General features: G+C 68.1%; 22 protein-coding genes. 7 read left to right on the forward strand and 15 right to left on the reverse strand.

Going from position 1 to position 21,771, the window contains the following annotated elements; all coding sequences use genetic code 11:
* The first annotated feature begins 50 nt into the window (after positions 1-50).
* The gene (locus tag ACFYWJ_RS11355; RefSeq protein WP_355276291.1) at positions 51-686 is read left to right on the forward strand and encodes a TetR/AcrR family transcriptional regulator; all 636 of its coding nucleotides are present in this window, start codon (positions 51-53) and stop codon (positions 684-686) included.
* A 77-nt stretch (positions 687-763) separates the two neighbouring features.
* Here ACFYWJ_RS11355 and ACFYWJ_RS11360 read toward each other — a convergent pair whose 3' ends face one another.
* From ACFYWJ_RS11360 to ACFYWJ_RS11380, 5 genes are all read right to left on the reverse strand, one after another.
* Complete coding sequence (locus ACFYWJ_RS11360) at positions 764-1,453, reverse strand: hypothetical protein (protein WP_355276289.1); 690 nt, start codon at positions 1,451-1,453, stop codon at positions 764-766.
* Positions 1,450-3,216: a hypothetical protein gene (locus tag ACFYWJ_RS11365; protein WP_355276287.1), complete on the reverse strand. Its 1,767-nt coding sequence runs from the start codon at positions 3,214-3,216 to the stop codon at positions 1,450-1,452. Before ACFYWJ_RS11365 ends, ACFYWJ_RS11360 begins: the two co-directional genes overlap by 4 nt.
* Positions 3,216-3,518: a WXG100 family type VII secretion target gene (locus tag ACFYWJ_RS11370; RefSeq protein WP_355276286.1), complete on the reverse strand. Its 303-nt coding sequence runs from the start codon at positions 3,516-3,518 to the stop codon at positions 3,216-3,218. The genes ACFYWJ_RS11365 and ACFYWJ_RS11370 overlap by 1 nt, the downstream gene beginning before the upstream one ends.
* Before the next feature lie 8 nt (positions 3,519-3,526).
* Positions 3,527-3,856 carry a WXG100 family type VII secretion target gene (locus ACFYWJ_RS11375; protein ID WP_355276284.1) on the reverse strand — a complete coding sequence of 110 codons (330 nt, stop codon included), beginning with the start codon at positions 3,854-3,856 and terminating at the stop codon, positions 3,527-3,529.
* A gap of 196 nt (positions 3,857-4,052) precedes the next feature.
* The gene (locus tag ACFYWJ_RS11380) at positions 4,053-4,637 is read right to left on the reverse strand and encodes an XRE family transcriptional regulator (RefSeq protein ID WP_355276283.1); all 585 of its coding nucleotides are present in this window, start codon (positions 4,635-4,637) and stop codon (positions 4,053-4,055) included.
* A gap of 81 nt (positions 4,638-4,718) precedes the next feature.
* Here ACFYWJ_RS11380 and ACFYWJ_RS11385 point away from each other — a divergent pair, with 81 nt between their 5' ends.
* The gene (locus ACFYWJ_RS11385; protein ID WP_355276281.1) at positions 4,719-5,744 is read left to right on the forward strand and encodes an NAD(P)/FAD-dependent oxidoreductase; all 1,026 of its coding nucleotides are present in this window, start codon (positions 4,719-4,721) and stop codon (positions 5,742-5,744) included.
* Positions 5,745-5,986: 242 nt separating this feature from the next.
* On the opposite strand, the gene ACFYWJ_RS11390 is transcribed toward ACFYWJ_RS11385, so the two are convergent.
* A complete protein-coding gene (locus ACFYWJ_RS11390) occupies positions 5,987-6,538 on the reverse strand; it encodes a TetR/AcrR family transcriptional regulator (RefSeq protein WP_355276279.1) in 552 nt (183 codons plus the stop codon).
* Positions 6,539-6,622: 84 nt separating this feature from the next.
* Between ACFYWJ_RS11390 and ACFYWJ_RS11395 the strand changes: the two genes are divergently transcribed.
* Positions 6,623-7,237, forward strand: a complete 615-nt coding sequence (locus tag ACFYWJ_RS11395) for a hypothetical protein (RefSeq protein ID WP_355276278.1) — start codon at positions 6,623-6,625, stop codon at positions 7,235-7,237.
* Positions 7,238-7,243: 6 nt separating this feature from the next.
* On the opposite strand, the gene ACFYWJ_RS11400 is transcribed toward ACFYWJ_RS11395, so the two are convergent.
* Both ACFYWJ_RS11400 and ACFYWJ_RS11405 read right to left on the reverse strand, forming a co-directional pair.
* On the reverse strand, positions 7,244-7,606 hold the full coding sequence (locus tag ACFYWJ_RS11400; RefSeq protein ID WP_355276277.1) for an ADP-ribosylation/crystallin J1: 363 nt from the start codon (positions 7,604-7,606) through the stop codon (positions 7,244-7,246).
* A gap of 58 nt (positions 7,607-7,664) precedes the next feature.
* Positions 7,665-8,525, reverse strand: a complete 861-nt coding sequence (locus tag ACFYWJ_RS11405) for a helix-turn-helix transcriptional regulator (protein WP_355276275.1) — start codon at positions 8,523-8,525, stop codon at positions 7,665-7,667.
* Between the two features lie 140 nt (positions 8,526-8,665).
* Here ACFYWJ_RS11405 and ACFYWJ_RS11410 point away from each other — a divergent pair, with 140 nt between their 5' ends.
* Both ACFYWJ_RS11410 and ACFYWJ_RS11415 read left to right on the forward strand, forming a co-directional pair.
* Positions 8,666-9,382 (forward strand): SDR family NAD(P)-dependent oxidoreductase, encoded by a 717-nt coding sequence (locus tag ACFYWJ_RS11410; RefSeq protein ID WP_355276273.1) that lies wholly within the window; start codon positions 8,666-8,668, stop codon positions 9,380-9,382.
* Complete coding sequence (locus tag ACFYWJ_RS11415; protein WP_355276271.1) at positions 9,379-9,849, forward strand: hypothetical protein; 471 nt, start codon at positions 9,379-9,381, stop codon at positions 9,847-9,849. Before ACFYWJ_RS11410 ends, ACFYWJ_RS11415 begins: the two co-directional genes overlap by 4 nt.
* Positions 9,850-9,862: 13 nt before the next feature.
* Here ACFYWJ_RS11415 and ACFYWJ_RS11420 read toward each other — a convergent pair whose 3' ends face one another.
* Entirely contained in the window at positions 9,863-11,023 is a 1,161-nt protein-coding gene (locus ACFYWJ_RS11420) for a hypothetical protein (RefSeq protein ID WP_355276270.1), read from the reverse strand.
* Positions 11,024-11,210: 187 nt separating this feature from the next.
* On the opposite strand from ACFYWJ_RS11420, the gene ACFYWJ_RS11425 reads away from it, so the two are divergent.
* Both ACFYWJ_RS11425 and ACFYWJ_RS11430 read left to right on the forward strand, forming a co-directional pair.
* The gene (locus tag ACFYWJ_RS11425) at positions 11,211-11,651 is read left to right on the forward strand and encodes a DUF4189 domain-containing protein (protein ID WP_355276268.1); all 441 of its coding nucleotides are present in this window, start codon (positions 11,211-11,213) and stop codon (positions 11,649-11,651) included.
* A gap of 127 nt (positions 11,652-11,778) precedes the next feature.
* A complete protein-coding gene (locus tag ACFYWJ_RS11430; protein ID WP_355276266.1) occupies positions 11,779-12,231 on the forward strand; it encodes a hypothetical protein in 453 nt (150 codons plus the stop codon).
* A gap of 77 nt (positions 12,232-12,308) precedes the next feature.
* On the opposite strand, the gene ACFYWJ_RS11435 is transcribed toward ACFYWJ_RS11430, so the two are convergent.
* The 6 genes from ACFYWJ_RS11435 to ACFYWJ_RS11460 form a co-directional block, all read right to left on the reverse strand.
* Positions 12,309-12,746 carry a hypothetical protein gene (locus ACFYWJ_RS11435; RefSeq protein WP_355276264.1) on the reverse strand — a complete coding sequence of 146 codons (438 nt, stop codon included), beginning with the start codon at positions 12,744-12,746 and terminating at the stop codon, positions 12,309-12,311.
* Positions 12,743-13,102: a hypothetical protein gene (locus tag ACFYWJ_RS11440; protein WP_355276262.1), complete on the reverse strand. Its 360-nt coding sequence runs from the start codon at positions 13,100-13,102 to the stop codon at positions 12,743-12,745. The genes ACFYWJ_RS11435 and ACFYWJ_RS11440 overlap by 4 nt, the downstream gene beginning before the upstream one ends.
* A 52-nt stretch (positions 13,103-13,154) precedes the next feature.
* Positions 13,155-13,469, reverse strand: coding sequence for a hypothetical protein (locus ACFYWJ_RS11445; RefSeq protein ID WP_355276260.1), 315 nt, complete (start codon positions 13,467-13,469; stop codon positions 13,155-13,157).
* A 180-nt stretch (positions 13,470-13,649) separates the two neighbouring features.
* Positions 13,650-14,084: a hypothetical protein gene (locus tag ACFYWJ_RS11450; protein WP_355276258.1), complete on the reverse strand. Its 435-nt coding sequence runs from the start codon at positions 14,082-14,084 to the stop codon at positions 13,650-13,652.
* 190 nt (positions 14,085-14,274) lie between these two features.
* Complete coding sequence (locus tag ACFYWJ_RS11455; protein WP_355276256.1) at positions 14,275-18,039, reverse strand: multifunctional oxoglutarate decarboxylase/oxoglutarate dehydrogenase thiamine pyrophosphate-binding subunit/dihydrolipoyllysine-residue succinyltransferase subunit; 3,765 nt, start codon at positions 18,037-18,039, stop codon at positions 14,275-14,277.
* Positions 18,040-18,168: 129 nt separating this feature from the next.
* A complete protein-coding gene (locus ACFYWJ_RS11460) occupies positions 18,169-21,768 on the reverse strand; it encodes an ABC transporter ATP-binding protein (RefSeq protein ID WP_387163428.1) in 3,600 nt (1,199 codons plus the stop codon).
* Positions 21,769-21,771: the final 3 nt, after the last annotated feature.

Genomic DNA, 21,771 nt, shown 5'->3' on the forward strand with positions numbered 1-21,771 from the left:
CTTATTGAGCGGGAGTCAACAGCTATTGAATCAGATTCAGTAGCGTTAGGATGATCGACGTGAGTATCACGAGTGCGGGAGCGGCCAAGCGGGTTCGTCTCAGCCCCGAGGAGCGGCGGCTGCAGCTGATCACCCTCGGTGCCGAGATGCTGGCCGAGCGATCGCTCGAGGACATCTCGGTCGACGACATCGCCAAGCAGGCGGGCATCTCACGCGGGCTGCTGTTCCACTACTTCGCCTCCAAGCAGGAGTTCCACGAGGCGATCGCCCGGCACGTGAGCGCCGAGTTCTTCGCCGCCGTCACGCCCAACCGCGAGCTCTCGCTGTTCGACATGCTGCGCGACTCGATCGAGCGCTTCGTCGACTACGCCACCGAGCACTCCGCGTCCTACCGCTCCGTGCTGCGCGGACCCGCGAGCATCGCCCCCGACCTGGTCGACTACGTCAACGAAACCCGCGGCGCCATCGCCGACCTCATCGTCGGCGAACTCCCGCTACCCCCCGACGACCCCGACCTCGCCCGCCTCACCCTGGCCATCCGCGGCTGGATCGCCTTCGTCGAGGAAACAATCCTCACCTGGATGACCGAAAAACCCATCACCCGAGAACAATTGGTCGACCTACTCGTCGAATCCCTCCCCGCCCTGGCCCTGAGTCCCGCCCTCATCGCGGCACTGCAGGGCTGAGCCGCCGCCATTCGGTTCTGTCGACCGCTATCAGTCGGCTGTTGCCGCTGCGCCCTCCGTCGGACCGCGTTCAGCCGTCAGTTCCTCGCTTCATCTCCGAATGTCACTATCGTCTGGTCGTTTCGAACCTTCACCCATACGTGCATCGTGCTGCGGTCGAGCCCCCAGCCCTCTCGGCGGGTTCCGCTCCACCAGTCGAGATCCTCGACGAAGGCCAGTTGCCACTCATCCGCATTACGGAGATGTCGGACCATCATTTCTGCGACTTCGCGAGCAGGTGCATCGTCTGCGCTCCCGATCTGGAACTCCCGATCGCACGACGTCGAGGAGCTACCGTATCGGCAGCCCATGTCGGTGTCCGCAACGATCGTTAGTCCCGGTGGGAGGGAAGGGAGTACGTCGCTGGGCGGTACCGCAGAACGCTCCCCGCCCAATACGACGACCATCATAAAGGTCACCGCCAAGGCGACGAGGCAGTACGTGCATCCCAGGGTAAGGCCAACGATTCTCGATCTGGACCGCCGACCGCCGACATTCGCGTCGGCAACAAATCCAGCAATCAATACCGCGACGTGAATCACAATCAGCAGGACCAGAGTTGTGGTCGCCAATTCTGTAAACAGCCAGTCCTTCGTAACGGCGAATTCTGTCACCGCGATGAAAACAAGAATCGCGCCGACGCCGAGCCCGAGTCGGAGCGAGCGTACCACCAGTAGCCAGCACAGCGGCGCGATCAGGAAAACGAGGGCAAGAATTATCGAATTCACCGGTATGCCCCCGTTCCGCGCAGAATTGTATCCGCCAATGCGAAAGTTCCGCCAGGTTTTACCGTGCTGTAGCCGTGTTCGATCTCGGTTCCGGAAAAGGTGTCGCCCTCTGCAACCGATCGCGAACGGTCCACGACTCCCAGTGCGTTGTAGCTGGAGCTCAGGAATTGGTTCAAGGGCTGGCTCGCTCGGACATCGGCAGTTGCATGCGACGCCGCATCGTCAGTCAACAGCTTCAAGTTATAGGCCGTAGCCTTCAGTGCCAAGTCGTTGTTTCCAACAAGATCCGACCATTCCTGGCCCTCGAACTGTGATGGATACTTCTCTTTCACTTGATTGAACTGAATTTCCTTCATGTTTGTCAAGCCGATCGAGTTTCCTACTCCATCGGGGCGGCCCTCCTGCCATTCCCTGAGATCGGTAGTATCCTTTCGGAACTCGTCATACATTGTTCCTGCGCCGATGCCGCCCTCTCTTGGATGATAGGTCGACGGACCGCCTGACAAGTCCTCGTAGAACGTACTGCCGAGTCCTGACCGCAGGGGTGCACCCTCCTGTAGCGCCATCGCAAGAACCAACCGGGGATCGACACCCGCCTCGTTGCCGTACTGCACCGCGAGCATCGCCCAGGTCTTCATCTGCGGGCCGTAGGCATCCAGCGCACTGAGGTCGACAGCAGTCAAAGTCGGCGGTGGAGTGTTCCAGGTGGCCATGTTGTCCAGATCGTCGATCAGACGCGTATTCGAATCCTGATTGCCGGTCTCGATGAGTAGCGGTAGTTCGCTCAGGGCTTTCAGCCTCGTGAGGCTGTTCAAGGCATTCGGGTCGACGAATCCTTGGTTCCCGACGCCGATCGATGCCAACGTGGCGAATAATGTTGTTCCGCGTGCCGAGGTATCGAGAAGTCCCTCAGCGTCGGTTACCTCAGTCGTGGTCAATTTCGCAGCAACATCTATGTTGACCGTGGTGTTGTCCGACGTTGTGGTTATTTGGGCAACGGGATGATCGGGGAATGCGCTGGCAGCGGCGGAGGCGAGGCGAGCCCTCGCGTCGATGAGATTGTCGCAATGGGCTTGAATCGCGGTTCCGATAGCTAGTGCGACCACTCGGATCTGCTCGACACCCACACGAAGCACTGCTAGTGCCTCCTGGATATCAGGCGCCTCTGGTGCCTGCACACCAGTGAACGAATCGTGGACTGCCTGCAGGGCCGCACCCGCGCCCACCAACTCGACACTGTTGGCAAATCTATGCCACGTTGTGCCGGCTGCAGCGAGTGCGTCGGAGCGACCGTTCGGTGTGCCCCGCCGTGAGTTCACGCCCTCGCCCGCAGATGTAATCACCATGCCCGGACCGTTGTCGGCGATTGCGACGGGGATCTCCGGGAAAACTGCGGACCCGCCTGTGTCAACGCCGTTACGGACCGGATGCGACGGGGCGGTGCCTTTGTCCGGATTCAGGTTCGCGTTGTATTCGGCTACATCCCAGTTGTATCCGGCCGAATTCAGGATCACGCCGAAATGACTGACCGCGACGGAATAGGTCTGCGTGACCGTGCGCAGTTCGGTGGCATGCATGTAGTACGCGGTACACCAGGCAACCACCGCCGGGTAGTTGCCACCCATTCCGGCAGTGGACGCCAGTCCTGGAGCCAGGTCTCGCGTGACAGCGGTGCCGATCTCATCGGCCAAGATCGAGAGCTTCTTTGCCGCCTCGTAGTACACGTTGGCGTCCACCGCCAAGGCCAAGCCCGGTGGAGCCATCAGATACCCCCTCGGAGCATACGGACATTGACGTCTACCGCCGCGGTGTAGTGGCCGTGTGCGGCATTGGCCCCGGCGCTCATGTCGCGGATACCCTCAGCGAATTCGCGAGCACCGGTTACCCACTCCTCGTGTGCTACCCGGTAGGCTTCGGCGGCCACGCCCTCCCACCCTGTGCCCACCAATCCGGCTACCTTGTCGTCGATGACGTCCAAGTGGTCCGCGACAAAGCCTGCGAGACCGGCTAGCTTGCTGACGATCTGGTCGAGATGGTCGAGGTCGACCTTGAATTCCGCTGCCACGGAGACTCCTAGAGATCCAAGCTGAAGTTTCGGAGCAGCTCCGAGTTGGACTCGTCGCGCTGGGTGTAGGTCTCGGCCGTGACGCCGAGCTTCTCGGCCATCGTGGTGAGAGCGGCGATGATCGTCAGGCCGCCTTCGCGAGTCTCGGACCAGCCGGTGGCGAAAGTGCTTGCCGCGGTGCCTGCCCAACTCCCGCCCACGCAGGAGTCGACTTCACCGCTGGCCATGTCGAGGGCTTGACGCAGGGTGTCGGCGATGCCATAGACATAGTTGCCGACGTCGCGGACGCTGGCGGGAACCACTGTCATGGCCCCGTTCTCTCCCCCCGGGGTGCTCATGATCTCGATGCTATCGCGGGCGGAACGAATCTGCCGAATCGACCTCCGCCGCAACCTTCATCCCAACGAGTGACTGAATTATGCTGCGGTGCAACAGTTTTAGGATCTGAGCCCTGTGGTGGCAGGTCGAGGCCTTTCTGGTGTTTCATCCCCAGCGGTTGTTTGGGGTGAACGCGAGGTCGACTCATTCAGGGGATCAGTCGGGGGTCTTGGGGCGGGCTCGGAAGTGGGCTCGTTCGCCCTGTTTGCCGAAGAGGCTGAGGAATTCGACGGGGTGGTTGTCGGCGGCGCCGAACCAGTGGGGGATGTGGGTGTCGAATTCGGCGGCTTCGCCGGGGGTGAGGACGATGTCGTTGTCGCCGAGGATCAGGCGCAGGCGGCCGTTGAGGACGTAGAGCCATTCGTAGCCCTCGTGGACCTGGGGTTCCTCGGGGCGGTTGCGGGCGTTGGGGGCGATGATCATCTTGAAGGCCTGGATGCCGCCAGCGCGTTTGGTGAGCGGGAGCATGGTCATGCCGTGGCGGGTGACCGGGCGCAGGTGGATGCGTGGGTCGCCGGTGGGCGGGGCGTCGACGAGCTCGTCGAGGGTGACGCCGTGGGCTTTGGCCAGGGGGAGCAGCAGCTCCAGGGTGGGTTTGCGGTCGCCCGATTCCAGGCGCGACAGGGTGCTCACCGAGATGCCGGTTTCGGCCGACAGGTCGGCGAGGGTGGTCCGGCGCCGTTTGCGCAGGTCGCGCAGGCGGGGGCCGACCGAATCGAGGGTCTGTTCGAGGTCGTCCATGCTCTCCAGTTTGCCACGGCGGCAAATTTCGTTGCCAGTATCTGGGCCTGGGCGGCACTGTGGTCGGCGAAGGAGGTCGAGATGACAGAGTTGAACGACACCTACGACGTGGTGGTGATCGGTGGTGGCGCCGCCGGACTGAACGGGGCGCTGATGCTGGCCCGCTCCCGGCGATCCGTCGTCGTGATCGACGCGGGCTCGCCCCGCAACGCCCCGGCCGAGGGGGTGCACGGTTTGCTGGCGCGGGACGGGATGTCGCCCGCCGAACTGCTCGAGATCGGGCGGGCCGAGGTGCGGGGATACGGCGGACAGGTGGTGCCCGGCGCGGTCGTCGCGGTCGAGCGAGTCGACGCGGACGCGGTTCCGCTGGGGCCTCGCGACGGCGGGTCGGACGGCGCCGGACCGGAGTCGTTCCGGGTCACGCTGGACGGCGGGCGCACGGTGCTAGCGCGCCGCGTCCTCGTCGCGACCGGCCTCGCCGACGAACTCCCCGATATCCCAGGTCTGCGCGAACAGTGGGGTCACGGTGTCCTGCACTGCCCGTACTGCCACGGCTGGGAGGTGCGTGACCAGCGCATCGCCATCCTGGCGGGCGGACCGATGTCGGTGCACCAGGCGCTGCTGTTCAGTCAGCTCAGCGACGACATCGTCTTCCTGGCCCACACGGCTGCCCCGCTGAGTGACGAGGACGCGGAAAAGCTTGCCGCGCGCGACATCCGGGTCGTCGACGGCGTGGTCGCCGAGGTGCTGTCCGCCGCGGGCACGCTCACCGGCGTCCGCCTGGCCGACGGCACCGTGCTCGACCGCGACGCGCTGGTCGTCGGCCCGCGCATGAACACTCGCGCCACCTTCCTCGCCGGTCTCGGCCTGGCTCCGCAACCGCATCCGTCCGGCGCGGGCGACCACATCCCCGCCGACCCCGTCGGCCGCACCACCGTCCCGGGCGTCTGGATCGCGGGCAATGCCACTGATCCGTCCGCCCAGGTCGGCGCGGCCGCGGCGGCGGGCGCCATGGCGGGTGCGCAGATCAACGCCGAACTGGTGATGGCGGAGACCGAGGCCGCCGTCGCCGAACTCCGCGCCCGGAAAGCAGGGGCGGCCGTTTGAGGCAACGCCCTCGGCGCGCCCGCGCCGAGGGCGGACCGGCGCTGTCCATGCAGGTGGCGCGAACCCGGCGTGCTGATCATCGATCGGCGCGTGCCGATGGCCGACGTACCGTCCCGAAGATGTCGACCGCCGGAATCCACCATGACCGCAGGCGCGTCTCGGTGCCGTTCGCGATCGAGCGGGTATCACCCGCGTCGCCGATCCGATCGGTCTGAGCGTTCGCCGCGCGAGACCGTGGCGGATCAGCGGGCGGTGACGGCCGCGTCGATCGCCGAGTGCAGGACCGTGCGGGCGTGCTCGGGGGTGATCTGGCCGAGAGTGGCGTGCAGGGCCAGGCCGTCGAGGAGGGCCAGCAGCGTATCGGCGGCGGTGGTCGGATCGGGGTGGTCGGGGAGCAGGGTGGCGATGTGGTCGCGGAAGGCGCGCCCGTTGGTGGCCAGGGTGTCGGCGACCTGGGGGCGGACCGAGGCGAAGGCCAGGTAGCCGATCAGGGTGCGGGCGTCGGCGGTGGTGTCGGGGTCGGTGGGGAGTAGGGCGGTCAGGAGATGGCGCAGGTCGGGGTCGGGGCCCGCGGTGTCGATCCGGGCGGCGATTCGCTGGGCGATGGTGCCTGCCGCGAACTCCATCATCGCGTCTTTGCTGGGGAAATAGTGCTGCACCTGGCCCGGTGAGACGCCGGCCTCGGCGGCGACATGGCGCAGGCTGATCGCCTCCAGCCCGTCGCGCGCGAGCAGGCGCATGACGGCGTCGCTGATCGTCGCCCGGCGAGAGCTGTGGTCCACCCGTTTCGGCATGTGCCCATCTTTTCACGATGCAGTCGTATTGCTATCGAGGCCCCGCACTCTTTACAATGCAGTTGTATTGCGAAAGGGGGCATCATGAACCTCGCCATCCGGCTGGGACGCCGATTCGTCCAGCTCGAAATCGACATCTGGGTGAGCCTCGCGCGGGCTGTCGCGCGCAGGCCCGACCTCGCGGGTGGAACGCCGATTCGCTACGCGGGGGCGATGTCGGCCGTGCTGTGGGCGTTCATCGTGGTCAGCGCGGTGGAGGTGCCGGCGGTGCACCTGATCATCCCGTGGGCGCCGGTGCGGATCGTGGCGCTGGCGCTCGGTGTCTGGGGACTGTTCTGGATGCTCGGCATGCTGGCCGCGCACCACATGTACCCGCACGTGCTCGACGCGGATCGGCTCCGCGTGCGCTACCTGCGCCGCACCGGCTTCGACATTCCGCTGCACCTCGTCGGCGCGGTCCGCCGCGATCTCCGCGCCCACGACGACTCGAAGTCGGTGCAGCTCGTCGGTTCCGACCTGCTCGTTCTCCCGGTCGGCAGCTCGACGAATGTCCGCGTGGAACTCACCGCGCCGCAGCGCTTCTCGACACCGCAGGGCGAGGTGACGGTGCGCGCCATCGGCTTCTGGGCCGACGACCCGGCCGCCGCGGTCGCGGCGATCCGGGCGGCGGTCCCGAGCGAGCGCACCGGAGCCGCCTGAGCGCCATCAGCCGGGGATCGGCGCGTCGTCGGGGAACCGGCGGACCACCTCGATGGTGCCGACGATCTGGCGGTTGAACTCCGCGAGATCCTCGGCCGGAATCCAGTATTCGAGGATGTCGCGCCCACCCGCCTGCCGCACCTCATAGTTGTCGAGATAGTCGGTGCGGACGTCGAAGCGTGTCACGTAGCCCGCGCCGGAGGCGGGGACGTTCCAGTCGCGGGCGATCAGGATCGCGTAATCCTCGCCGAGGACCGGGTAGAAGATCGGCTGATCGGGCAACCGGGGCGGCCAGGCCAGCCACCCGGAGGCGGCGACCAGGGCCAGCTCCTCGGGACCGGTCGGCCGCCACAGGGTCGTCGTGCGCATCGTTCCTCCTTTGTCGAGGAACGCACGGTAGCCGGGTGGACGGAACGCGGGCCAGTGGTTATTCGACTGTCGGTGCGAAGGATTCGAGGCCGGTCACGCGGAGGAGTTCCAGGGCGGACGCGGTGGGGGTGCCGGGGGCGGCGGAGTAGATGAGAATGGTCTGGCCGGAGTCGGGGACGAGCATGGTGTCGCAGTCGAGGGTGAGGGTGCCCAGGTCCGGGTGGATGATGGTCTTGGTGAGGGCATGGAGCGAGCCGGATCGCCCGGTGCGCCAGAGCTGATCGAAATATTCGCTGCCGGTGCGTAGTTCGGTGATCAGCCGGGTGAGGTCCGGGTCGTCGGGGTAGTCGGCCTTGGTGGCGCGCAGCGAGCCGACGCAGGCGGCGGCCGTGTCCTCGGCGCGGTCCGGCGACAGGACGATCCGCGTCGGCGCCGTCCCGAGGAAGCGCTGCCACAAGACATTGCGCTGCGCGGGCGGATACGCGGAGAAGTCGCCGAACAGGGCGGCCGACAGCGGGTTCCAGGCCAGCACATCGGATTTGGCGGACAGCACCATCACCGGGAGATCGGTGAGGCGGTCGAGCAGACGTTGCACGCTGGGGCGGATGAGCATCGGAATGCGGCCCGCCTGCGGCGGTTCGGAACCGGCGAGCCGGAAGACGAGATCGCGGTCGGCGTCGGGCAGTCGCAGGGCTCTGGTCAGCGCGCCGAGCACCTGGCTGGACGGTTTGGGGCCGCGCCCCTGTTCGAGCCGGACGATGTAGTCGACGCTGACCCCGGCCAGACTCGCGACCTCCTCGCGCCGCAACCCGGGCACCTGCCTGCGCGATCCGGCGGGCAGGCCCGCGTCGGCCGGGGTGAGCCGGGATCGCGCGCTGCGCAGGACTGCCGCCAATTCCGCTCTGTCCACGTTCTCCATGGTGCCGCAGGTCCTCGGGCGTGGGGTGGTACCGCGAATCCCACCCGCGTCGCCGGTCCTGGCGTCGTAGGCCCTGGTATCGCCCGTCCTATGGCTCACCGGCACTGGAGCGCGGCCGGTCGCCGCGCGAATCTGGAGGCATGACGAAGACGATCGCCCTGGTCACCGGGGCCAACAAGGGACTGGGCCTGGAGGCGGTCCGCAGGCTGGCCGGGTCGGGCTGGCAGGTCTATCTGGCCGCGCGCGACACCGCCCGGGGCGAAGCGGCGGCCGCCGAACTCGTCGCGGCCGGGCTCGACGTCCGGTTCGTCGCGCTGGATGTGACCTCCGACGACTCGGTATCCGCCGCCGCGGACACGGTGGAAACCGAGGAGGGCCGGCTGGACGTCCTGATCAACAACGCGGGCATCGGCGGCCCGCGCACCGCGCCCGGCGAGACCCGTCCCGACGAACTGCGGGAAGTGTTCGAGACCAATGTGTTCGGGCCGATCCGGGTGACCCATGCCTTCCTCCCGCTGCTGCGCCGCGCGGAGAACCCGCGGATCGTGATGGTCTCCAGCGGGGTCGGCTCGATTGCCACCGTCACCGACCCGCAGTGGGCGGGTCTGCTGCCGCCCGCGCTCGGCTACCCGACCACCAAGGCCGCGCTGAACATGATCACCACCATGTACGCCGCCGACCTGACCGGCATGCGCGTCAATGCCGTGAATCCCGGCTACACCGCGACCGACCTCAACGGGCACAGTGGGTTCCAGACCCTCACCGAGGGCACCGACGCCATCGTCGAACTGGCCTCGGTGGCGCGCGACGGCGTCACCGGCGGCTTCTTCGACCGGACGGGCATCACGCCGTGGTGAGAACCGGTGCCCTGCTGGCGGCTGTGCTCGCCGGGCTGGGCATCATCGGATATCTGCTGAGAACGGAGAACGCGGTGGCGCAACACCATTCCGAAACTGTCCTGTCGATCGGCCTGCATCCCGGCGCCGTCGACTACACCCGCTACCCGGGGCTCGATCAAGCGACGCTCACCGCGCGGATCGCGGCGGGCGAGGCGGCGCTGCGGGACGCCGGATTCGACCTCGTGAGCTGCCAGGTGCCCGCCGACCCGGATGCCGCCGAGTCGGTTGTGCGCGAATGCGTGGCGGGCGGGGACTTCGGCGTGGCGATGGTCGGCGCCGGGGTGCGGATGGCGCCCGAGCACACCCTGCTGTTCGAGCGGCTGATCAATGTCGCCGCCGAGCTCGCCCCGGGAATCCGGTTCTGCTTCAACACGTCTCCGGAGACGACGATCGACGCGTTGCGTCGCTGGGTGCGGCCGAGCTGAGCGCCGACCCGCTCTACTTGTGCCCACCACCGTGGTCGTGACCACCGCAGGTGTCGGTCCGGCGGCCGTCGGTGGCGCTCGCCTGGCCCGCGCCGTGGCCCTCGAGCGCGGCGAACGGACCGCACTGGTGCGGGGCGATCCACACGTGCACCATCGGATTGCCCGCACCGGGATTGATCGAGTTGGGCGGGCAGTTGCCCGCGGCGTCGGTGACACCGGCGACGACGGGGCCGTTGTCGCCCGCCTTCCAGCACAGGTTGTCGTGCACGTGCCACTGCATCAGCGAACCGCCGAACTCGGTCAGCGCCGGGTCGTCGATCTTCTTGCCGTTGGCGATGTACATGGCCGAGACCAGGGTGCGGTTCTGGCCGTCGACCCGGTAGACCAGCGACTCCGGGTGGGCCGCGTCGAGGAAGTTGCCGTCGCGGATGTAGCCGGTGTTGATGTAGTGCTCGTAGCCGGTGGCGGAGTCGCCGATCGAGCGGTAGCCCAGCGCGCCGACGGTCGTGACGTCGGCGAAGGCGGGCAGGCCGTCGAGGGTGCTGCGGATCAGGTTGGTGGCGCGCAGCTGCTGGTCGGCGGTCACCCCGGGCACGCCGGACAGGTCGATCGGCTGGGTGGGGTCGAACGGGCGCGGCCAGGCGGTGCCGGTGTCGTGATCGCCGTGCTCCTCGCCCGCGGCGTGGGTGTGCTCGCCGCCGGTGTCGCCGTGACTGTGCACGTGGCCGACACCGTTGAGCATCGCCGCGAGCGCGAGGACACCCACCGCGCTCGCGGCGATCCCCGACCTCAGTGGGGGCAGGGTGGCGGTGGGGCGGAGCAGGCCGACGGCGCCGGCGAGCACGGCCAGCGCGCCCAGCGCCGCGCACACGGTGTCGGCCACCTGTGGCGCCTCCGCGGTCAGCCCGGTGATCCAGGGAATATCGGCGAACCGCGTGAACGCCCACACCGCCGCCGCGAAGCCGTTCACCGCCAGCATCGCCGCCACGACGGGCTTGCGCGCGCTGAGCAGCACCGCCACGCCGGTCGCGCACTGGAGCGCGGCCAGCACCACCATCAACCGCGCCAGCGTGGCGTGTTCGGTGTGCATCCCCGCGGCCAGGAAGTGCACCGCTCCCGCCCCGACCGACGCGATCCCGCCGACCAGCAGGTATCCGTTCCGTCCGCTCGTCATGCCCGCTCCTGTCCCAGTCCTTCGTGGCGGACACTACCCGGACGGCGTGATGCGGCACTGGCGTACCACTGAGAGAACTCTGTGGGCCGCCGCCGGCTGGCGTACCGCCGGATTGGCCACTGGTGGGGTTGTGTGCTTAGCTGCACGGTTCCGAATTTCGGAATCCATTCCACGAGGGGATCTTTCGATGAGTTTCATGGGTAAGGCCGGCGTCGCCGTCGCGGCGTTGGGTCTTGCGGCCGGGTCGGTACTTGGTGCCGGTTCGGCGAACGCGGCGGGCGATCTGTTCGGCGCGATCGGGTTCAGCTCGCAGAAGTGGGAGAGCTGGTCCGCGGCGAACTGGGACAGCGCGGAGGGCGCCCGGGCCGCCGTGATCGACAGTTGCGTCGCCGCGGGCGGCGAGGACTGCGGGGTGATGACCACCTGGGCCAACGGGTGCGGCGCGCTGGTGTGGAACGAAGAGGGCTGGGTCGCGGCCGCCTCGGCCCCCAACCGCAGCGAGGCCATCCGCAAGGCCATCGACCGCCTGTCCGACGGTGTCCCGATCGCCCGGCTGGCCAACTTCGGCTCCTCGGACCTCAGCGGCACCCAGGTCATCGACGTGGTCTGCACCCGCAACGCGGGCTGACCACCGGCAGCGGCGCCGTTGCCATATCGAGACCATTACGATGGGTAACGAACTATGGGCGAGTCGCGAAATCCGTTGCATGAGTCTGAAAAGCACACAAGGTCAACGGGTTTCGGTTCGGGTCGGGGTGGCCGCCGCAGCGGCCGTTGCCGCGCTCGTCGGGTTCAGTGGTCCGGCGGCGGCCCTGCCGTCGGACCAGGTCGTCCAGTTCAACCCGACCCTCGCCAGGCTTCCGGGGAACGGCTGCGCGGCCATCATCAACGCCGAGACGGTCCCGCAGCCGCAGGCCGGGCAGCTCGGCGTCCGCGTGAAAATCGTCCAGACCGGGCAGAACTGCGAGGTGTATCGCGTCTCGGTGCGGTGGAAGAACCTCGACACCGGTGTCGCGAACGCCCAATCCCACAAGGTCGACAGCAACGGCGTCCTCGAACACGCCCCCGACGGCGTGATCACCGGCATGGGCATGGGCCCCGGTGTCGGCCGCGTCGAAGCGAGCATCGTGGCGACCACCGACACCTATCCCAATCACCATGATCTGGAACAGCTCTCGGGCAAGGCCTGGATCACTCTCAACGGCTAGCCGAAACGCCGAAGGGGCGGATCCACCCGGATCCGCCCCTGTCGGCATCGATTACGGGATCGATCCCGGCCGACTGCTCAGCATCCGACCCTGATGAAGAGCTGCCTCGTCTGGCCGGAATCATGGACCACGACCCATCTGGTCGGGCTCTGGTTCAGCTCCACCAGGTGTTCGTTCCCGGCGTCATTCGCCAGCAGCTGCGCCTGGCCGATGTCGCTCCAGGTTTGGCGCCAATACTTGGGGACGCCAGGTTCGAACTTGTTCAGCTGCGACCGCTGTTTGAATTCCGGGACCTCGCTCCTGGATATCTCGACAACCGCATCCAGGAGCGTGTCACCAAAGGTCGCGTTCTCGTGGAACCAGACCACTTTCGCGTCCTCCGGGAACACGAACTCTCCGCAGGACGCCAGGCTTTTCAAGTCATCGGAGTCACCGCTGGAACAGCCGACGACCAGCCCGACCAGCAGGCAGGCCAAGCCGCCCGAGTAGCTGCGCTGATGCGCGACCCGGCTCACAGCGTTCCGCTCCAGTGTTGCAGGGCGGATTCACCCCTGGATTTGAATGCGCGCGCCCACCCCGCCTCTTCCAGCTGCCGCGCTTCGTTGTTGATGGTCTTGGCGGGATTGATGTTGATCAGGTGATCGCCTTTGAGATCGAAGTTGTAGTAGTCGTAGACATATATCCGGTAGTCCATCTCCGCCCGGAGGCTGCCGTCCTCGGCCTGGTGGACCGTGGTGTCGGTGCCCACTGCGACGTCGAAGTGCCCAAGGGCATTCGCCAGGTCGTCGTCATCGCCGATTTCGACGTTGCCGATCCAGCCGGCGGGCGTGATTTCCCTCGTCACTCCGATGCGGGGATCCGCCTTGCTCATGACTCCGGTGTCCGAACCGTAGATCGCCCGGTTGCTCGGCAGTTCCCGGTCTTCAGGCGGATGCAATGCTGTTCTCCCACCACACGTTGTTGTCGAGTCCGTATCGCCGCACACCCACGTCGGCGGCCACCTTGTCCGGGATCTCGAACTCGGCCGCATCGTAGGTCGGCCTCGCCCGACCCGGCGAGTAGTCCATCGCCTGGGAGATTCGCTCCACCGCCGTGGCTATCGCATCTCGTCTCGCGTTCGCCGATGTCTTCATCGCGTCGACGGCGGCAACGATGTCCGTTCGGAACGATTCGCGCATCGGTCCGTTGATCATCAGGGCCCAATGCGACAGCGGGAGAGTGATATCCAGAAAGGTCATCGGCTGTGTGAGGTCGTTGCTGAGCCCTATCGCCTGGTTGGAGACCAGGCGCTCCAGGTAGGCACCGCCGTTGCGGACGATCTTCGACGTCGCGTCCAGGTCGTCACTGCGCGTCGAGATCGCCTGCCCGAGGGTGGTCGCACTCGACGCGAAAGCCTCGGCCGCCGTCCCGATCCAGCATCAACGACTTCGTGTCGTCACAAAACCTCTCCGGTGAAACTGGGCATCATCGGTCGCCGTGAGCGTCGGCAGTTGCAGTCCGGCGAATCTGTTCACCGCCCCGGGGTCGCCCGAGACGCTCACCGCCTCATCTGCACTCACCGCGGAAATCGCCTGCGCCGAGGAGTTGTCCGTTGTCAGGTACTGGGTTCCGGCCGTGGCGAGAGCGGAGCCGAAGGTGCTCAGGCTCGACAGATCCTGTCCGTGGGATGACGACAAGGTGGTCTGCAATTTCTCGAACGACGGCGCCAGGGTGGACAGCAGTCCGGTGGTACCGGCGGGGATCGAGAAAGCCGACAGCAGGCGCGAGGCATTCGACGAGAAGTTGGTGCCGAGGTCTTCCAGGTCCAGCCGGAATCCGGCGAGGCTACCCAATTGGACCGAGAAGTCGTTCACCGCAGCTCCCACTGGCGGAAGGCGGAATTCGCATCGAGCATCACGAAATAACTCTCCCCCCAAGATGATTCGTCGATGGCATACTACCGGGCCGCGTGAGGAGCTGAGATCTACCCGGACCGGTGTGGAAACGGCCGACGCCGGGCGGATCGTGTGGATCCACCCGGCGTCGGCCGTTGTGTGCGAGGAACTACGCGGTCGGCTCGAAGGCCTCGGCGATGATCTCGGCCTGTTCCACGGCGTGCACCTTCGACGAGCCCGAGGACGGGGCCGACATGGCGCGGCGCGAGATGCGGCGGAGCTTGCCGAGGCGCTCGGGGAGGACCTCGGGGAGGTTGAGGCCGAAGAACGGCCAGGCGCCCTGGTTGGCCGGCTCCTCCTGGACCCAGACGATGTCGGTCGCGTTGGGGTACTTGGCCAGTGCCTCGTTGAGGCGGTACGTCGGGATCGGGTACAGCTGTTCGATCCGGACGATGGCCACGTCCTCGCGCTTCTGCTTCGCCTTCTCGGCGGCCAGCTCGTAGTAGAGCTTGCCCGAGGTCAGCAGGATGCGCTTGACCTTGGTGGTGTCGCCGACGCCCTGCTCGTAGGTGGGCTCGTCGAACACCGAGCGGAACTTCGACTCGGTGAAGTCCTTGATGTCGGAGACCACGGCCTTGTTGCGCAGCATCGACTTCGGGGTGAAGACGATCAGCGGACGACGGATGCCGTCGAGCGCGTGGCGGCGCAGCAGGTGGAAGTAGTTCGCCGGGGTGGACGGCACCGCGACGGTCATCGAGCCCTCCGCGCACAGCTGCAGGAAGCGCTCGATGCGGCCCGAGGTGTGGTCGGGACCCTGGCCCTCGTGGCCGTGCGGCAGCAGCAGCACCACGTCGGAGAGCTGGCCCCACTTGGCCTCACCGGAGGAGATGAACTCGTCGATGATCGACTGCGCGCCGTTGACGAAGTCACCGAACTGGGCTTCCCACAGCACCAGGGCGTTCGGGTTGCCCAGCGAGTAGCCGTATTCGAAGCCGACGGCGGCGTATTCGCTCAGCGCCGAGTCGTGCACCGCGAACCAGCCCGGCTTGTCCGAACCGATGTTGTGCAGCGGGGTGTACTCGTCGGCGTTGAGGCGGTCGATGATGACCGCGTGCCGCTGGGTGAAGGTGCCGCGGCGCGAGTCCTGACCGGTCAGGCGCACGTCGTGGCCCTGGTCGATCAGCGTGCCGAAGGCCAGCAGCTCGGCGAAGGCCCAGTCGACCTTGCCCTCGTAGGCCATCTCGCGGCGCTTCTCCAGCACCGGCTTGACGCGCGGGTGCACGTTGAAGCCGTCCGGCGGGGTGTTGAACGCGTCGCCGATGCGCTGCAGGACCGACTTGTCGACCGCGGTCTGCACGGTCGCGGGCACCTTCTGGTCGTCCTCGACGGACTCCGACGGCTCCGGAACGTACTTCTCCAGCTCGCGGACCTCGTTGAACACGCGCTCCAGCTGACCCTGGTAGTCACGCAGCGCGTCCTCGGCCTCCTTCATGGAGATGTCGCCACGACCGATCAGCGATTCGGTGTAGGCCTTGCGGACCGAACGCTTGGTGTCGATGACGTCGTACATCTCCGGCTGGGTCATCGAGGGGTCGTCGCCCTCGTTGTGCCCGCGGCGGCGGTAGCAGACGAGGTCGATGACGACGTCCTTGCGGAACTTCTGCCGGAAGTCGACCGCGAGGCGCGCGACCCAGTCGCAGGCCTCCGGGTCGTCACCGTTGACGTGGAAGATCGGCGCGCCGATGAACTTCGCGATGTCGGTGGAGTACTCGGTGGAGCGGCTGTTCTCCGGCGCGGTGGTGAAGCCGATCTGGTTGTTCACCACGATGTGGATGGTGCCGCCGACGCGGTAGCCGCGCAGGCCACCCAGGTTCAGCGTCTCGGCGACCACGCCCTGACCGGCGAACGCGGCGTCACCGTGCAGCATCAGCGGCATGACCGAGAAGCCCTCGGGGCCGTCGCCCTTGTTCAGCAGGTCCTGCTTGGCGCGCACGAGGCCCTCGAGGACGGGGTCGACCGCCTCCAGGTGCGAGGGGTTCGCGGTGAGCGACACCTCGATCTCGTTGTCGCCGAACATCTGCAGGTACTGGCCCTGCGCGCCGAGGTGGTACTTCACGTCGCCGGAGCCGTGGGTGGCCGCCGGGTTCATGTTGCCCTCGAACTCGGTGAAGATCTTCGAGTACGGCTTGCCGACGATGTTGGCCAGCACGTTGAGGCGGCCGCGGTGCGGCATGCCGATGACGACCTCGTCGAGCGCGTGCTCGGCGCACTGGTCGATGGTGGCGTCCATCATCGGGATGACGGCCTCGGCGCCCTCGAGCGAGAAGCGCTTCTGACCGACGTACTTGGTCTGCAGGAACGTCTCGAACGCCTCGGCGGCGTTGAGGCGGTTCAGGATGTACTTCTGCTGGGCGACCGTCGGCTTGACGTGCTTCTGCTCGACCCGCTCCTGGATCCACTTGAGCTGATCGGTCTCGAGGATGTGGGTGTATTCCACACCGACGTGGCGGCAGTAGGCGTCGCGCAGGATCGACAGCACGTCGCGCAGCTTCATCCGCTCCTGGCCGTGGAAGCCGGCGACGTTGAAGGTGCGGTCGAGGTCCCACAGGGTGAGCCCGTGCTCGGTGACATCGAGGTCGGGGTGGCTGCGGAACTTGTCCTTGACCAGGCGCAGCGGGTCGGTGTCGGCCATCAGGTGACCGCGGTTGCGGTAGGCCGCGATCATCTCGAGCACGCGGGCGCTCTTGTCGACGCCGCGCTCGCTGATGTCCTTGCGCCAGCGGACCGGCTCGTACGGCACGCCCAGGCCGTGGAAGATCTCGTCGTAGAACTCGTCGGAGATCAGCAGGTTGTGGATGGTGCGCAGGAAGTCGCCGGACTCGGCGCCCTGGATGATGCGGTGGTCGTAGGTCGAGGTCAGCGTCATCAGCTTGCCGACGCCGATATCGGCGATCCGCTCGTCGCTCATGCCCTGGAACTCGGCCGGGTACTCCATCGCGCCCGCGCCGATGATCGCGCCCTGGCCCGGCATCAGCCGCGGCACCGAGTGCACGGTGCCGATGGTGCCCGGGTTGGTCAGCGAGATGGTGACGCCGGCGAAGTCGTCGGTGGTGAGCTTGCCCTCGCGGGCCCGGCGGACGACGTCCTCGTAGGCGGTGTGGAACTGGCCGAAGCTCATGTCCTCGGTGCCCTTGATGGCCGCGACGGCCAGCGAGCGGTTGCCGTCCTTGCCGACGAGATCGATCGCCAGGCCCAGGTTGGTGTGCGCCGGGGTGACCGAGTTCGGCTTCCCGTCGATCTCGGCGAAGTGCCGGTTCAGGTTCGGGAAGGCCTTGACCGCCTGCACGATCGCGTAGCCGAGCAGGTGGGTGAAGGAGATCTTGCCGCCGCGGGTGCGGGCCAGGTGGTTGTTGATCACCAGGCGGTTGTCGATCATCAGCTTGGCCGGGATCGCGCGCACCGAGGTCGCGGTGGGGATCGTCAGCGAGGCCGACATGTTCTTCGCGATGGCGGCGGCCGGGCCGCGCAGCACCTTGGTCTCGTCGGCGACGGCGGCGGCCTTGGGCGCGGCGGTGGCCGGTGCGTTCGACACCGGGGCAGGTGTGGTCTGCGGTGCGCGCACGGTCGCGGGAGCGGGCTTGGGGGCCGGCGCCGGAGCCGGCGGCGGGGGCGCCACGGCGGGCTTGGCGGCGGCGGGCGCGGGAGCCGCGGCGGGAGCGGCGGCCGGCGGGGGTGTCGCAGCGGCGGCGGGAGCCGGAGCCTGGCTGTTACCGGATTCGGTGCCGACCTCCGGAGTGTAATCCGCGAGGAACTCGTGCCAACTGGCGTCGACCGAGGATGGGTCCTGTTTGAACTTTTGATACATCTCGTCGACTAGCCACTGGTTCTGTCCGAACTGGGAAGTTGAGCTGCTCACAGCTGGTGTTCGCCTCATTTCGTTCTTCGCGCTGCGACGTTTGTGACGTGCCCGGCAGGGGTATCAGCGGATGGCTGCCGATGCGCCCTCACCGAGCATATGCCCAGCGGCATACCCGTGTTGCGACTGACCCGATCTCCCCGGGTGCTACCGGTCACGCGCCGACAGTATTCCCTCGGCTTCGGCACCCGCCGCCCAGAGTCGCGCGTAACGTCCGCCCCGGGCCAGCAGTTCCTGCGGTGTGCCGAATTCGACGACCCGGCCGTGCTCGACCACGCCGACGAGGTCGGCCCGCGCCGCGGTGGCCAGCCGGTGCGCGACCACGACGGTGGTCCGGCCGCGCGCCAGCGATCGGCTCGCTACCAGCACCGATGCCTCGGTCGCCGGATCCAGGGTGGAGGTCGCCTCGTCGAGCAGGAGCAGGTCGGGATCGACCAGTTCGGCCCGTGCGAGGGCGATCAGCTGACGCTGTCCGGCGGACAGTCCGCGCCCTCTTTCACCGACCGGTTGGTTCATTTTCTGGGGCAATCCGTCGATCATCCGCGCCGCGCCGACGGTGGCGGCCGCGGTGCCGATGTCCACTGCCGTGGCGAAAGGTTGCCCGAATGCAATGTTGCTCGCGACGTCGCCGGTGAACAGGTGAGCTTCCTGGGGCACAATTCCCAGCCGGCCGCGGAAGTCGGTGAGCACAAATTTACGTAAATCGACCCCGTCGACGCGGATCGAGCCCGCCGCGGGGTCGGCCGGGAGGTCGTAGAGCCGGGCCAGCAGCTTCACGATCGTCGACTTGCCCGCGCCGGTCGCGCCGACGAGCGCGAGCGTCGAGCCCGCCGGGACGGTGAAGGAGACGCCGTCGAGCGCGGGGGCGGCGGCGCCGGGGTAGCGGAAGCGCACGTCGTCGAAGACGATCGCGCCGTCGAGCCGGTCGACGGGCACCGCGTCCGGCGGATCGGGCGCGATCGAGGACTCGGTGCGCAGCAGGTCGCCGATCCGGCGCAGGCCGACCCTGGCCTGCTGATAGCCGTCGAACACCTGCGACAGCTCCTGGATCGGGCCGAACAGCAGGCCCAGATACAGCACGAAGGCGACCAGCGTGCCGGTCGTGGTCCGGCCCTCGGCGACCGCGTTCGCGCCGAGGTACACCACGACGGCCAGGGCGAGGTCGGCCCAGGCCAGCCCGAAGGAGAAGTAGGCGGCGATGGCGCGCTGGGCGCGGACGCGAGCGTCGCGGTAGCGGTGCGAGTACTCGGCGAAGCGGCGCGCGGCGCCGGGCTCGCTGCGCGCGGCCTGCACCGCGCGCAGGCCCGCGATGTTCTCCTGGAAATCGGCGTTGACCACCGACACCCGCTCTCGGGAGACGGTGTAGGCCGAGGAGGACACCCGGCGGAACGCCAGCGTGGCCAGCAGCATGGGCGGCACCGTGGCCAGCACGATCAGCGCCAGCCCCGCGTCGATCAAGACCAGGCCGACGGCGACGCCGACCAGGGTGATCAGCCCGACCAGGCCGGTGGCGACGCCAGTTTGCAGGAACGTCGAGAGGGCGTCGACGTCGGTGGTCATCCTGGTCATGATCCGGCCGGACAGTTCGCGCTCGTAGTAGTCGAGGCCGAGCCGCTGTAGGTGCGCGTAGCTGCGTACCCGCAGGCCGAACAGCACGCGTTCGCCGGTGCGCGCGGTGAGCACGGTGACGGCGGCGCCGACGATCAGCCCGGTCAGCACCAGCCCGATCCCGACGACGCCCGCGATCGCGAGCGCGGTGCCGTCGCCCGCGGTGACGCCGGTGTCGATGGCGTAGCGGACCAGCGGCGGGAAGGCGACGCCGATCAGGGCGTCGACGGTGAGCAGCAGCATCACCGCGCAGACCAGGCCGCGCACCGGACGCAGCAGCGCGCGCAAGCCGAAGTCGGGTTGCGGTGCGCGCAGGTCGCCGGGCAGGCCGGGGTGCTCGGTGGCCGGGGGCAGCGCGTCGACGGCGGCGCGCAGCTCGGGTGTCTCGCTGAGGTCGGTGGCCGCCGCGGCCATCGACCGTGGGCGGCCGCCGTCGGGGCGGTTCGTGGTGGGGGCGGGTGCGGTGGGCAGGGCAGCGCCCAGCGGCGCGGGCAGCCGGATGACCCGGTCGGCCTGGGCCAGGGTGGACTCGCGGTGGGCCAGAATCAGCGTCGTCCGGCCGCCGGGATCGGGCAGCCTGCGGAAGATCTCCGCCTCGGTGACGGCGTCGACCGCGGAGGTGGCGTCGTCGAGCACCAGCACGCGGGGCCGGGTGAGCAGGGCCCTGGCCAGGGCGATGCGCTGGCGCTGCCCGCCGGACAGGGTGAGGCCGCGCTCGCCGATGACAGTGTCGTAGCCGTCGGGGAGTTCGGCGATGAACTCGTCGGCGGCGGCGGCCGTCGCGGCGGCCCTGATCTCGGCGTCGGTGGCCTCGGGGCGGCCGAGGGCGATATTGGCGGCGATGGTGTCGGAGAACAGGAACGGATCGTCGAAGACCACGCCGAGCGCGCCGCGCAGTTCGTCGGCGCGCAGCTCGGCCAGGTCGACCCGGGTGCCATCGGTGCCGACCAGGCTGATCCGGCCCGCGTCGGGCGCGTAGAAGCGGGGCAGCAGCAGCGACAGCGTCGACTTGCCCGATCCGGCCGGACCGATGACGGCGACCGTCTCGCCCGGCCGCACGGTGAGGTCCAATGCGTGGAGCACCGGTTGGTCGGCCGCGAAGCCGAAGCTCACCGCGTCGAATTCGATGCCGAGCGGGCCGGGCGGCAGGGCGACCGGCTTGTCGGGGTCGACCAGCACCGGCGCGGCGTCGATGACCTGGAAGACCCGGTCGACGGCGGCCTCGGTGAGCTGACCCATGATCACCACCGAGGTGATCGTGCGCGCCGAGGACGTCATGGTGGCCAGGTAGGCGGTGAACGCCAGGAAGGTGCCGACGCCGATCGCGCCGTGCCTGGCCAGCACACCGCCGACGATGATCACCGCGACCAGCCCCGCCTGCGGCAGCGCCGAGACCACCGGCGCGAACCCGGCATTGATCCGGGCGGCGCGCAGGCGTTCGGCGAACAGGCGGCGGCCGTGCTCCTCGAGCACGTCGACCATCCGGGCCTCCTGCCCGAAGCCCTTCACCACCCGCACCCCGGTGACGGTCTGCTCGACGTGTTCGGCGAGGTCGGCGGCGCGCTGCTGGGCCGACCAGGTCGCCGCGTACAGCCGGGGCCGCACCCGCAGCACGATCACCGCCATCGCGGGCGCGACCAGCAGCGCGGCCAGGGCCAGCGGCGGGCTCAGCCACACCATCACCACGGCCGAGAGCACGAACTGCAAGACCGCGAGACCCGACCACGGGACCATCGCCAGCAGGCCCTGCACCAGCTGGAGATCGGTGATCGAGCGCGACACCACCTGGCCGGTGCGGATCGCGTCCTGACCCGCGCCGTCGAGCCGTTGCAGCGCGGCCAGCAGCGACACCCGCAGGCTGTGCTGCACCTCGAGCGACAGCTTGCCCGCCCAGAGCCTGCGCGCGAAGGTGGCGACGAACCGGCCGACCGCGAGCAGGGCGAGCAGCGCCGCGGCACTGCCGATGACCGAGGTATCGCCCGCGACCGCCGCGTCGACGGCGCGCTTGGTCGCCAGCGGTGCGGCGATCGAGACGACCGCACCGGCCAGCACCGCGGCGGTGATGCCCGTGAGCAGCCGGGGATGATCCAGGCTCAGGCGCCAGAGTCTGCGGATCCAGCCCGGTTCGGTGGCTGCCACCGG

Source organism: Nocardia sp. NPDC003269 (assembly GCF_042888005.1).
Taxonomy (GTDB): domain Bacteria; phylum Actinomycetota; class Actinomycetes; order Mycobacteriales; family Mycobacteriaceae; genus Nocardia.